Consider the following 13532-nt stretch of genomic DNA (forward strand, 5'->3'; position numbering starts at 1 on the left):
GCGCATATGTTATCTTTGCAGTTAACGTAAATGACCAATATGTTCCATTTCGGCCAACGGCAGACGTTCATCATCTCGATCTTCATCATGCTGGTGACCGCGTGCCTGCTGGTCTGGCGGCCAGACTACAACTTCTTCGACGGGGGGCTTATCACGGCCATCCTGCTTACCATCTTCATCAAGAAGGACGCGCCTACGCGGATCATGGGCATCGCCTGTACGGTGCTGGTGGTCGTGATTGCCTGCCTGCCCCATAAAAATCCCAACCTGGCGGAAGTATTCATCGAGCACTTCTTTTCGCTCATCCTCGTGATCAGTTCCACCATGCTGGTGCTGTTTCTCAAACGGCTGTACCGCACCATGCAGGAATTGAACCAGGCGCTGGAAAAGGAAGTAGAGAAAAGAACCGCCAACCTGGAACTTGCGCTGTCGCACCTGGCTGCTTCACAGGCGGAATTGAAAGACGCATTGGAGAAGGAAAAGGAACTCAACGAGATCAAATCCAGGTTCGTGTCGATGGCTTCGCACGAGTTCCGCACACCGCTGAGCGCCATCCTTTCCTCCGCCGCGCTCATCGCCAAATACCCGAATACCGACGATCAGCCGCGCAGGGAAAAACACGTGGGAAAGATCCGCGAGTCGGTCATCCACCTGAACGAACTGCTGGAAGATACGCTGTCGCTGGGCCGTATCGAGGAAGGAAAAGTGCAGATCCACCCGGAAACCATTTCGTTGTCGGCCTTTGCCCAGGAAACGGCGGATGAGGTCCAGGGCTTGCTGAAACCGGGGCAGATCCTGCAACCCGATGTGCAGGAAGATTTGAAAGTGATATCCGACAAGCGTTTGATGAAACATATTTTCGTGAATCTCCTCACCAACGCCATCAAGTTTTCGCCGGCGGGCACGCCCATCGGGTGGAAGCTGCGGGAAGAAGACGGGCGGATACTGGCCGAAGTGGCGGACCAGGGCATGGGGATCCCCGAAGAAGATAAAGCGTACCTGTTCAGCAGTTTCTTCCGCGCCCGCAACGTAACCAATATTCAGGGCACCGGGCTGGGGCTGCATATCGTGAAAAGGTATGTAGACATGCTGCACGGCGAAATCGGCGTGGAAAGCGAACTCAACAAAGGCACCACCATTTCCATCAATTTTCCAAACCTTCCTTCAACATGATAGCGACGATCCTGGTAGTAGACGATCACCCCGGCATACGGGAAAACGTAGCGGAAATCCTGACGCTCGCAGGATACAGGGCCCTTGAAGCCGAAAACGGCAAGCAGGCCATCGAAATGGCACGCGAACATCGCCCCGACCTCATCATCTGCGACATCATGATGCCCGAGCTCGACGGCTACGGCGTATTGCACATGCTCCGCAAATACCCCGAAACCGAGCACATCCCCTTCATCTTCGTAACCGCCAAAACCGACCGGAGCGACTGGCGCAAAGGCATGGATATGGGCGCCGACGACTATATCACCAAACCTTTCGAAGATGTGGAACTGCTCACAGCCATCGAAACCCGGTTGAAGAAACAGCAGTTCCTCCAGGAAAAATTCGCCGCCGCCCGGACCCAATCCATCGGTTCCATGCTCCAGGACTGGCAAGCCTCCGGCCTCCTCCAGCTCGATCTCGACAGCTTCGACGTGGTGCCTTATGCCAAGAAGCAATCCGTTTACCGCGAAGGCAAGCACCCGCAATTCCTCTATTATGTGAAAAGCGGCAAGGTGAAAGCTTTCCGGCTGAACGACGACGGCAAGGAATACATCACCAACCTCTTCGGCACCGGCGATTACTTCGGATATGTGCCGCTGCTGGAAGATCATGTGTACGAAGAAAACGCCGAAGCCCTCGACCAGACGGAACTTGTGCAAATCCCCAAAGAAGTGTTCCTGGAACAATTGCTGAACGACATCAGCGTGGCGCGCACTTTCATCAAGCGCATCGCTATGGAAGTGAAGGAAAAGGAAGACCGGTTGCTGCAACTGGCTTACGATTCGCTTCGCAAGCGCGTAGCCAACGGCCTGCTGGCGATCCACGACAAGCTGCACCTGGAGCAGCAGCCCGATGCGCTCATTGAGCTATCGCGGGACGATATCGCCCGGTTTGTGGGTACGGCTACGGAATCGCTCATCCGCACGCTCAGCGATTTCAAATCGGAAAAGCTGATCGAGATGCAGGGCACGCGCATCCGGATCGTGCAGCCCGAGCTGCTGCGTAAGTTACTGTACTGATCAAGGATTCAGCTCAAAAGCCACCTCCTGTACATCGCGGCTGTTGGGGCCGATCTGCACCCGGAATTCGCCGGGTTCGGCTACGTATTGCATATTGCGGTCGTAAAATTTGAGGTCGGCGGTGGAGATAAGGAAGTTCACCTCCTGCTTTTCCCCTTTGCGCAGAAAGATTTTTTTGAACCCGCGCAGTTCCTGCAATGGGCGGTTCACGCTTGCGGTGACGTCGCGGAGGTAGAGCTGCACCGTTTCGTGGCCGTCGTAGTTGCCGGTATTGGTGATGGTGACGGTAGCGCGGATCATACCATTCATGGCCATGGATGCGGCATTCAGCTGCACGGGGCCATATGCGAACGTCGTGTAGCTTAATCCGAAGCCGAAGGGGAACAGCGGATCGTTGGGGACATCGAGGTATTTGGAGGTGTATTTGTTATTGGCATCCATGGGGCGACCGGTGTTTTTGCGGTTGTAGTAGATGGGGATCTGGCCCGCATTCCGGGGGAAGTCATTGTGAGCCTACCGGAGGGATTGTATTTTCCGAGGAGCACATCCGCGATGGCATGCCCGGCCTGCGTGCCGCCGAACCAGGTTTCGAGGATCGCGGGAACGTGGGTGTTTTCCCATTCCAGGGTCATGGGGCGGCCGTTGAAGAGCGCCAGCACGATAGGTTTGCCCGTCTTCACCACGGCCTCCATCAACCTTCTCTGCGCATCCGGGATACCGATATCCGATCTGCTGGCGGCTTCGCCGCTCATGCCCTGCGATTCCCCCAGCGCCAGTACCACCACATCCGCATCGCGTGCCGTTTCCAGGGCAGCGTTCAATAATGCATCCGCATCACCGGCCTGTAATCCGAGTTTTCCCATCAACGCCGCATCATCCGTGATTCGCGCACCCTGCGCATAAGTGACTTGTACGCCTGCCTCCTTCAATCCCTGTAACAGCGTGACGGATTTCTTATAATCCCCCGCGGCCGACCAGTTCCCGATCATATCACGCTGCGCATCGCCCAGCGGGCCGATCAGCGCTACTTTCTGTTCCTTTCTGAGGGGTAAAACGCCATCATTCTTCAGCAGTACCATACTCTTCTGCGCTGTTTCCCGCGCTATTTGCAGGTATTCAGGATTCATGATGACACGGGCCGCGCGCTGGGTATCACAGTATCGGTAAGGATCGTCGAACAGGCCGAGTTTGTATTTCGCTTCCAGGATGCGCATGACGGCCTCATCAATCAGTTTCACGGGGATTTTCTTTGCTTCCACCAGCTTTTTCAACTGCGTGGCATATACACTTCCCTGCATATCCATATCCACACCGGCTTTGAGCGCCAGCTCCGCCGCTTCGTATTCGTTTTTCACGATGCCATGGGGAATCATTTCGTTGATGGACGTGTAATCCGTTACCACAAATCCTTTGAAGCCCCACTCCTTCCGCAGCAGATCGGTCAGCAGCCAGTGGTTCCCCGTTGCAGGAATCCCATCCACTTCATTAAACGACGTCATAACCGAAGCCACGCCCGCATCCACGGCGGCTTTGTATGGAGGAAGGTAGAACTGGTACATCTGCCGGCGGCTCATGTCTACCGTGTTGTAATCGCGCCCTGCTTCAATCGCGCCATACAGCGCGAAGTGTTTCACGCAGGCGAGGATGGTATTGTCCGCGGAAAGATCGCTGCCCTGGTAGCCGCGCACTTTCGCCTTCGCCACCTGTTCGCCAAACCAGGTATCTTCTCCCACACCTTCCGCAACGCGCCCCCAGCGCGGGTCACGGGCAACATCCACCATCGGGGAGTATGTCCAGTGGAGGCCGTCGGCGCTGGCTTCCTCCGCGGCGATGCGCGCCGTTTTCTCCATTAGCACCATATCCCAGGTACAGGCTTCGCCGAGGGGAATGGGGAAGATGGTTTTATGCCCGTGCACCACGTCGTAACCGAAGAGCAGCGGGATTTTGAGACGTGTCTTCATCGCCATATTCTGCAGCATGCGGGTATACTGCGGCGTGTATGCGTTGAAGATCGCACCGCACGCGCCGCTGAGGATATCCTGTTTGTAATTTTCCTTCATGAATGGACCGGTTACATCCATATCGCTGGTAAGCAGGTTCAGCTGGCCGATTTTCTCGTCGAGGGTCATTTTTTGGAGCAAACCTGTCAGGAAGCGTTGCTGCTGCGCCTGGGCTGCGCTGCCGAACAGCAGGAACAATACGAGGATGCGTTTCATAAAAAACGGCGTTGATATGCATAATCAACGCCGCGTTTCCTGCTTTGTTCATTGCGGTGCAGGGCCGCCGCCTTACGGCTGATTATTGTTCGGGCCAGCTGTCGGTCCGGAATGGATCCACGGGCAAGCCTTCTTTACTGAAAATGTTGCCGATGGCAGCGTTGTTAAATGAAAACCGTACTGCTTCCGGCTCCGCGATCCCTTTCGCAGAAACCGTTACGGTATTGCCTTTCACCTTCACGTCGGCAGGCACGAACTTGCGGTCGGCCCCGGCGATGTACCATTCCTTCGCCTTTCCGTTCTTCAGCTCCAGTCCGTTTGCGGCATGTTTGAAATGGAGGACGATCTGGTTGTTCTTTTTCTCCATTCTGTCGTACGCAGGGCTGCGGAATTCGCCTTCCTTTTTGCCGTAATGGTCGCCCAGCGCGATTTTCGCCAGGCGCAGGCCTACGTCGTGCTTGTTGATGGGGTGGATATTGGTGGTATCGTCCACCAAATCCGTGATAACAGCCATGCCTGTTTTGGGGAACGACAGCGTTTGGGATTGCGATTCCCGCAGCAGTGATCCCCGCAGGGTGCCGGGCCCGTGTTTGAAAGGCGCGATTTGCACATAATAAAACGGAAAATCAATGTTCCATGCCTTGCGCCACGAACCGATCAGGGTTTCCATCAACGGCTGGTAGGTATTCGCCGTGTGGGCATTGCTTTCGCCCTGGTACCAGATGGCCCCTGCGATCCGGAAATTGGTCAGCGGCGCGATCATGGCGTTATAGGTTTTCCCGGGCTCGTGCGGACGGTAATTGGCCACGCCCTGTTTCGCCGCGGCAGCCGCCAGTGCGGGAGCGCCCGTCACCAGCTCGGCCGGCGTCCACACCTCAGCAGGCGTTCCGCCCCAGCTGGAGTTGATGAGCGCCACGGGAACGCCCAGCTTTTTGCGGAGCTCTTTTCCGAAGTAATACGCCACGGCGCTGAAAGGCTTGAGGGTATTGGAATCGCAGGCGGTCCACACGCCGGGTACATCGTCCTGCGGGTGGTCGGAAGTGATTTTCGGGACCTGGAAGAAGCGGAGCTGATCGTCGGCGCAGGTGGCCAGTTCGGCTTTGATATCCGGCAGGCCGTGGTTGCCGCTCCATTCCATATTGGACTGGCCGCTGCAGATCCATACTTCCCCGATGAGGATATTTTTCAGCTCGATCGTGTTGCGGCCGCGGAGGGAGATCGTGTAAGGGCCGCCGCCTTCGGGGGTCCTGATCTTTACTTTCCAGATGGAATTACCGGTTGCCACGGCGGAATCCGGGGTGGATTTCCAGGAAGCTTTGATTCGGATCTTTTCCCCGGGCGCTGCCCAACCCCACAAGAGGGCGGAATCGTTGCGCTGGAGGACCATATTATCGGAAAGCACGTCCGGCAGGCGGATCTGTGCGCTGGCAGCAACGTGGAAACCGGCCAGCACGGCCATCATTAAATAGCGAAGCATAAATAGACAAGGGTTTTGATCCCGTTAAAATAATAAAACCTTGCTATTTATGCTTGCCGATTTATTACGCGGTTATAATCCGTGCGGATAATATTTATTCTCCAGCGTACCGTCTTTATACAGTTTCAGGATGGCATATCCGGGTGGGGTTTCCTGGTAGAAGTACGGCCCTGCGGAGTCCTTGTCTCCCTTCCCCCACCAGAATCCACTCATAGCGCCGTTGCAGGCGTAGGTAATATTGTTGTATATGGTATTGTCGGACAGGTGATTGTGCCCGCTGAGGCAGAGTCGGACGCGGTTGGTTTTGAAGAAGAGGTTTTTCAGCGCTTTGCAATCGGAGTGCCCGCCGCCTTCGAGCACTTGTGTGGTGCCAAGGATCGGATAATGGGAGGTCATCACCGCGAATTCGCCTTCAGGAATGGCTTCCAGTTTACTTTTCAGCCAGCTGAACTGTTCTTCGTCGAGCGAAATGCCTTTGTTGTTGCCATCCAGCATGAAGAAATGCCAGTTCTGTTTCTGGATGGTATAATAGCGATGGGGCGTACCCAATCTTTTCACCACGTAATCCTTGCCATACATCTCATCTTCCTTTGACGGCGCTTTCCACCACATATCATGGTTGCCGAGGCAGGAGTGCATTTCATACCCGCTGATGGATTTCACACATGCATCCCACAACGCCCACTGATCCGTTACCTGCTGGCGCACCACGTTGTCGTAGGAAGCGTCGTGGATGGAATCGCCGGTGTTGAGGAAAAAGTCCGGCTTGTGCTGGTCCACAATGTTCCGGAGCACTTTTTTGAAACGGGCCGGCGCATCGTCGCCCTCCCGGATGTGCACATCGGTGATGTGTGCCACGGTGAGGACGGGCTTCACTTTTTTAGCTGTCGCTTCCGTTCCTTCACCGGTGAGGAGGTTACCTGCCAGGGAGCCTCCCGCCAGCAATCCTATGCTGGATAAAAAGTCTTGTCTGTTCATAGTCCGCGTTTGCAACAAATATACATTTGTTTAGTATGAATAAACAATAAGCAAACGTTACCATTTTGCAGATAATGGGATGAGCGGAAAGAATTTACTGGAACCGGAGGAAGGCAGGCGCCTTCAAACCATAGATATCAAACCGGAAGTCGACAACAGTCGTAATTTCGAAAAAGAGATTCCCGATGCCGGGGGTTTTACGCGGATAATACGCCGCGCTCAATTGCAGGGTATTAAGCGAAAGGTTTTCATTCTTCACCCTTACCGCCAGCCCCAATCCCGTATACACCGGGTTTTTCAACAGGTAATTGTTGTGGTAGGAAACTTGTCCGGCTTCGATTGTACCGATGAAATTAAACTTGAATCCATATACCTTCCAGGGACTGTACAACACACTCTCCGACCGCATCAGCAACCGGTGATAGCCATTGATCTTTGTTCTCCTCCATCCCCAGAACCCAGTCCCGAAGTCGCGGTTGAGGCTCAGCGGGCGATAAAAATAGTTATTGGGGCTGCCGAGATAATCGAGGTAGATGAATTCCCGCCAGTTCCATTTCTTCCCCAAAGTCATCAACCTGCTGAAATAACTCACGTTCGTATGGATCACGAGGTCTTCGGAAGTGCTTCCCTGCCAGAAGCCGCCCACGCCCGCCTTCACGCTTAACAGACCGTTGTGCAGCGTAGGCCAGTATTTCTGTCCTTCGATGCCGGTGTACAACCGCTTCCGGTCCATCCAGTTCTCCCGCCCAACAGAAAGCGCGGCGGAATAACCATAGGGAATATCCTCCGTTCGCCCGAAACCGAAAAACCGCTGGCTTTTAAAGAAGTCCTGCTTGAAAACGGCAATCTGCCCGAGATAATAATGGCGGTCGTTGTACAAGGGGTCCCCGATATATTTATCCTGGACCGGGCTCTTATCGAAAGCAATGTTATTGTACCTGAACAGCAGCGCGATATTGGGTTTGTTGTCGAAATGCCCGTCGGACCCGAACCGGTTGCGGAAGTTGTACCCCGTCCATACGTCCACCAGTTTATACGAATATTCCCGCCAGAGCGAATCCGGCTCGCCCCAGACGCGGATGCTGAAATTCCTGGCGAGCGACAGCCCGCCGGTGATCTTGGCGGATGTCCGGTACAGCGGCCGTTCGATCTTGATGAAATACGATCCTTCGTAAACGCCGGTATCGAGCTGCGAATTGGTGTTGAGATGGGTATAACCGACCGAGACATCGATAAAACTGCCCAGGAGGTTGTATTTCGTATAACGGGCTTCGGTACCCCAGGGCCGGGAGTAACTGCTCTTCCACCTGAATCCGAACTGAACGCCCTGCGCGGCGCCAAACAGGTTGTCGTTGGAGATTTTCGCCCCTACGCCGCTGGGCGCCAGCTCGCGCAGATCAAAGCCGTATTCGAACACGTCTTTGGTGATCACCAGCACGTCGACCGTGTCCTGACTGGCGGTTTCGAGGGTGATGATGCGGGCGTCCTGGAGGAAGGGGCGGTTACGGAGATAACGTTCGTTGTCGGCGAAGGCATAGGCGTTCACGGTATCGCCGTTCCGGAAAAACAACATCTGCCGGATGGCCCACTCCTGCGAATCGAAATGCAGCTTATTGGCGAGATGGATGAGCTTCATGCTGGTGGTAAAAGCCGTGTCGTTGATGTTGCGGGGACCGAACACTTTTACCTTCCGAAAGTGGATACGGCGGACCGTTCGGCCGGTATGCGGCAGAAATCCTTGCTCAGACCTTGTCATCCGGGTATCCTCCACTACGGGCGGCGGAGCATCGTGCCGGGAGATGTCTTTCAGAACGGAATCCCGGAACCGGCTGCTTTTCAAAGAATCCACGTATTCGTTGAATTTTGAAAACCAGCGTTTCTTATAGACGGCCGGGATGGTATCCGTCTGCGCAATGGCGCTTTGCGGAATGCAACATAACAACAGGTAACAGCTAAGGACAGCTAATAGATTTATTTTTCCCAACCGCTTCAATGATTGCTTTTGATCCGGAACAACAATACAAATTTTTAACCAATATGTACGGCGGCACTAAAAAAAGGAAGGGCACCGATCCATCCGGTACCCTTCCTTCACAGAAAGTATATGATTAAATATCAATATTGTACCGTCACGGTTCTACCTCCCCGGCCTGCCTGGTCGAACACCCTGAACCGGAGTGTTCCTTTCGCTTCAAGCGGCCCGCCGTAGGCGGGGCTTTTGGCGGAAGGCTCCTTTCCGTCGGTTGTATAACGAATGATCAGTCCGGGAAGTTGCACGTTGGCCAAAACTTTTCCGTTTTCGCTTTTCACGCCGGCCGTGGGGATACGGTAGTTATAACCGCCGTTGAGGGTGGCGAGCCGTGGAATTTCGCGCTGGCCCACCACATTGGCGAATTTGTTCCACGCTTCGTTGTACCCGGCGAGGTCTTTGGTCCAGGCGGGGTCGGGCGCCCAGGCGCGTTCCGCCATGCCCAGGAGTTTGGGCAGCACCATATACTCCAGGCGCTCGGGGGATTTCACTGTTTCGCTCCACAGCGCGCTCTGGATCCCCACGATATTGGAAGCGCCGTATGCCGTCAGCCGGTCTTTCCCGACAAATATGGAAGCCGGCAGCGGGTTGCCCGCATCGTCTTCTTTGGCGTTTTTATACAGGTCGAGGGGAATGAAGTAGAAGGGTTTATCGAGATCCACATAACCGCCCCAGTAAAAGCCGGGTTCATCATAATCACGCTGGTAGGCCATATCGAAGTAATAATTCGCCACGCCTGACAACACCACTTTGTACCCGCCGTTGGCCAGCCGGTAGCTGAGATCTTCCATCCCGCCGCCCATCACGTTATTCCATACGTCCAGCTGGAAATTGCGGTTGCCGAACACGGGGTTAACGATCATGACGTTGTTGCCGTCGAGCTGGGTGCGGCGCATGCCGGCTTCTTCCCATCCATACAGCTGCATGCCCTGTTTATTAACGATCTGGGCCACCTTGTCGTAGAAATAAATCCAGAGATCGTCTACATGGTTCAGTTCGGCGCTTTCGGCCAGGAGCTTTTGGCAGGCGGGGGATTTTTCCCATACGCCGCCGGGTGTTTCGTCGCCGCCCATGTGGATGATATCGAGGGGAGCGCCGGCTTCCGCATGCATCGCCGCCAGTTCGGTGGTTACTTTTTCAATGAATTTGTAGGTGGATGGAAGGGCGGGATTCATGACATTATCTTTCCATTCCTGCACGGAGCGGTATTGGCTTTTGTCGTCCGGGTCGCTGAGGCGGTATGCGTTGGCGTTGGGATCGCCGGCTTTGGCGAGCTTAGCCGCGCGGGCCTCCATGGCTTTGATGGCCGCGCGCCCGTGGCCGGGCATCTCCACTTCGGGGATCACTTTAATATGCCGGGCTTTCGCATAGCGGAGGATTTCAATGTAATCCGCGCGGGTGTACCAGCCCGTACCGGCGGCATTGCCCGCATCCGGGCCGGAGCCATACGCGGGTTGAAGACTTTCCATTTCATCCAGCGTATGCGCGCGGCGGCCACCTATCTGCGTCAGTTCCGGCAATCCCGCGATTTCCACGCGCCAGCCTTCGTCGTCGCTCATATGGAGGTGAAGGGTGTTCACTTTATAAACGGACATCACATCCAACATCCGCAGCACCTGCGCTTTGGAGTGGAAGTTACGCGCCACGTCGAGGCTGAAAGAGCGGAAAGCGAAGCGGGGCGCATCTTCTACCTGCACCGCGGGTAGCGTTGCCGTGCCTTTGGCCGTGAGCGGCAGCAGCTGGCGGAGCGACTGGATACCGTAAAATATGCCGGCATTGGTGGAGGCGAAAATGGTAATGCCATCTTCCTGCACCTGCAGTTTATAAGCCTCTTTTCCGGTGATGGAAGCGTCTTTCACGAGGCGCACCGCGGCTTTGCCGGTGGTTCCCTGCGCGGTGAGCACCGGTTTCCCGAATACCTTCGCCATCAGCAACGACAGGTAATCGGCTTCCGCGCGGAACACCGGTTCGTATACGATCCCGTTTTTCGGGTCGAGCACTACCGTGGCGCCGCCCTCACGGATCACCGCCGGCGTGGGCAGGATGCGGGGGAGCTGGCCGGCGGGCAAAAGCGACAGCGCTTCGTTGCGGCGATATACGTCTTCGGGCGTGGTTTGCACTTTAGTATCCTTCGCGGTGCGGCGCAGCTGTTTCTCCGTTGTGGAAGGCGTTACCGCGAATTCAATGGCATGGCCTTTCGAGGGCTCGCTGTCCCAAACGATATAGGGGCCGGCGGGCGCGTCGGTAAAATGCGTCACCCAGGCAACGGACACGATGTTGATTTTGAGCGAATCTCCCGGCTTCAATCCTCCGAAACCAGCCACTGGCTTCAACCGGAACAGGTCGCCGTTGATGTGCGCCGCTTCAATCCCAGGCGCTACCTCACCGGGCGACACCATGCGGATGAAGTTGTAGTAGATCGTCCAGCCTTTGGCGGGCAACGCCTGCTTCGAACGATTGACGAGCGTGAAGGTCGACAAGGTCTGCGCCTTGCCCTGGTAGCCGTTTTCCACTACTTCCCAACGCATTTGCAATCCCCTTGCGGGGAATGCCGGCGATTGCGCCAGGGCGCAGCAGGAGAGTAAAAGGCATAAAATGGTAAGTCTGTTTCGCATATCATCAGGATTTCCGCGGGTGGCATCGCCTGCCCTGCGGTGTGCTTATTTTTTATGGAGATTTTTATGGATCGCATCCAGCAGATAGCCTTTCGGATCGCTGGAATATTCCCAGAACATGACGCCGCCGAGTTTGTTGGCATGGACGTAGCGGCATTTTTCCTTGACGGATGCTTCATCGTCGTAAGAAATAAAGACGCGCTGGCCGGGATGCCAAAGATAAGGCGCTTTGGCGCGTTTATCCCAATGGCGTTCAAATCCTTTGGCGGGCAGGCTGTCTTTGATGAAAGAATATCCCCCGCCCCGGTACCCGCCGATTGCGGCGCGGTTGAGCCCGCGGGCGGTATCGCTGGCCACTTTCCAACCGCGGCCGTAAAACGCGATGCCCATCACGATCTTTTCGGCCGGTACGCCCGCCGCGAGGAAAAGCCCGATGGAACGGTGGGCCGAAGATTCTTCCGGGTTATCCGTGGAACCGAAAAGGTTGGTATGATGGCCGGAGATGCCGTTGGGATTGGTTTTGTAATCGTACGACATGATGTTGATGAAATCCTGGTACTGCGCGGCTTTGGCCATTTCCGTATTGTCCACGAAGCTTTTGCTGCCGCCTACGGCCGAGGTGAGCAGGTATTTGCGGCCGGTTTCTTTCTCCAGCGTATCGAGCGAAGCGCGGAGGGCGGCGAACATCAGCGTGAAATTTTGCTTGTCTTCCGGCCGGTACACGTTGCCCTCTTCCCCGGGGATGCCGGGATATTCCCAGTCGATATCCACGCCGTCGAGCTGGTATTTGCGGATAATATCCACCGAGGTGTGGGCGAACAGTTTGCGCCCGGCTTCGGTGAGCACGGCATCGGAGAAGTTTTCGCTCCATGCCCATCCGCCGATGGAGATGAGGATTTTGAGGTCGGGATTGCGGGATTTGAGGGCGTTGAGCTTCCGGAAGTTGACGGTGTCTGTGGCGAGGTTGGTGAGCCAGGCCTGACCGTGCTGCACATCCACGAAAGCGTAGTTGATGTGCGTGATTTTTTCCACCAAGATGGATTCCGGATCTGTGATCAGCCCCCGGAATCCGCCTACATAGGCGATCACGACGGGTTTTGAACGTGGAGGGCGCGCGGCGGAGAATGCTGCGGCAGCACCGGCGATGAGGAGCAGCGCCGGGATGGCGGCGCGCATTGGCTTGGAGAATAGACGCATGTTTAAAAATAGTATATTTACGATCTAAATTCAACCCTTTGAAATACATCTGCTCCCTGCTACTGGCGGGCATCGCGGCAACCGCCTGCAACTCCGGCGGCAAATCCACCCCTGCCGATTCGGGGAAAGTCCATATCATCCACCAGGCTTTGCCGTCCAACGACCCTAAAGGCGTATTTACCGGCGATTTCGGCGGGAGTCCCATTTACATCAGCATCAATTTCGCCCGCGGCAAAAACGTTGCGGGATACAATACGCACAAAGGCCTGCGGCGCAACCTACATGGCGAGATGACGCAGGACGGCGATGTGTGGCGCCTCCGCCTGGAGGAACCCGGCGACCATCCCTACGACGGCGTTTTCAGCGTCCGGCTTTCTCAAGACATGAAAACCATGGAAGGAATATGGGCCCCGCTGCACAAGGATTCCGCCTCTTCCAAAAAATTCTCCCTCAAAAGAATCGACAACGCGCAAGGCGAAGTTTTCATGGCCAGCGACTCCGGCAGCATTTCGTTCCTAATAGACGGTTCATGCCGGCTGGAGTACTATCCCAACGACAGTATTTCCACCGGACAAATGGAAATCCTCCGCGGCACCTGGTCGAGAACGAAGGACACTTTCCTGGTCAACTGGCTGCGGAACGATCCCCAGGGCAACAAAACCGGCCGTTTCATCCTGCATACTTCGACCAATCCCCACGGATATGACGAGGACAGCATTACGGGCGAGGGCTTCACTTTTTATTTTGTTCCATGAGGCTGGCCCTCCAAATGGCAGCCGCCATACT

Annotated in this window: 10 protein-coding genes; 3 read left to right on the top strand and 7 right to left on the bottom strand. The window is 55.5% G+C overall.

What is annotated here, in order from left to right; all coding sequences use genetic code 11:
* Nucleotides 1–39: 39 nt before the first annotated feature.
* Both WJU16_RS09245 and WJU16_RS09250 read left to right on the top strand, forming a co-directional pair.
* Complete coding sequence (locus WJU16_RS09245) at nt 40–1173, top strand: HAMP domain-containing sensor histidine kinase (RefSeq protein WP_341838033.1); 1134 nt, start codon at nt 40–42, stop codon at nt 1171–1173.
* The gene (locus WJU16_RS09250) at nt 1170–2234 is read left to right on the top strand and encodes a response regulator (protein WP_341838034.1); all 1065 of its coding nucleotides are present in this window, start codon (nt 1170–1172) and stop codon (nt 2232–2234) included. Before WJU16_RS09245 ends, WJU16_RS09250 begins: the two co-directional genes overlap by 4 nt.
* Here WJU16_RS09250 and WJU16_RS09255 read toward each other — a convergent pair whose 3' ends face one another.
* From WJU16_RS09255 to WJU16_RS09285, 7 genes are all read right to left on the bottom strand, one after another.
* Nucleotides 2235–2675 carry a fibronectin type III-like domain-contianing protein gene (locus WJU16_RS09255; RefSeq protein ID WP_341838035.1) on the bottom strand — a complete coding sequence of 147 codons (441 nt, stop codon included), beginning with the start codon at nt 2673–2675 and terminating at the stop codon, nt 2235–2237.
* The gene (bglX, locus tag WJU16_RS09260; RefSeq protein WP_341838036.1) at nt 2597–4450 is read right to left on the bottom strand and encodes a beta-glucosidase BglX; all 1854 of its coding nucleotides are present in this window, start codon (nt 4448–4450) and stop codon (nt 2597–2599) included. Before bglX ends, WJU16_RS09255 begins: the two co-directional genes overlap by 79 nt.
* An 82-nt stretch (nt 4451–4532) precedes the next feature.
* Entirely contained in the window at nt 4533–5927 is a 1395-nt protein-coding gene (locus WJU16_RS09265; RefSeq protein WP_341838037.1) for a sialate O-acetylesterase, read from the bottom strand.
* Between the two features lie 72 nt (nt 5928–5999).
* Nucleotides 6000–6905, bottom strand: a complete 906-nt coding sequence (locus tag WJU16_RS09270; protein WP_341838038.1) for a metallophosphoesterase — start codon at nt 6903–6905, stop codon at nt 6000–6002.
* Nucleotides 6906–6999: 94 nt separating this feature from the next.
* Nucleotides 7000–8754 (bottom strand): hypothetical protein, encoded by a 1755-nt coding sequence (locus WJU16_RS09275; RefSeq protein WP_341838039.1) that lies wholly within the window; start codon nt 8752–8754, stop codon nt 7000–7002.
* Nucleotides 8755–9020: 266 nt separating this feature from the next.
* Nucleotides 9021–11549 (bottom strand): family 20 glycosylhydrolase, encoded by a 2529-nt coding sequence (locus WJU16_RS09280; RefSeq protein WP_341838040.1) that lies wholly within the window; start codon nt 11547–11549, stop codon nt 9021–9023.
* Between the two features lie 45 nt (nt 11550–11594).
* Nucleotides 11595–12746, bottom strand: coding sequence for a glycoside hydrolase family 18 protein (locus tag WJU16_RS09285; RefSeq protein ID WP_341838041.1), 1152 nt, complete (start codon nt 12744–12746; stop codon nt 11595–11597).
* Nucleotides 12747–12784: 38 nt separating this feature from the next.
* Here WJU16_RS09285 and WJU16_RS09290 point away from each other — a divergent pair, with 38 nt between their 5' ends.
* A complete protein-coding gene (locus tag WJU16_RS09290) occupies nt 12785–13501 on the top strand; it encodes a hypothetical protein (RefSeq protein ID WP_341838042.1) in 717 nt (238 codons plus the stop codon).
* Nucleotides 13502–13532: the final 31 nt, after the last annotated feature.

Origin of the sequence: Chitinophaga pollutisoli, assembly GCF_038396755.1 — a bacterium.
Lineage (GTDB): Bacteria > Bacteroidota > Bacteroidia > Chitinophagales > Chitinophagaceae > Chitinophaga > Chitinophaga pollutisoli.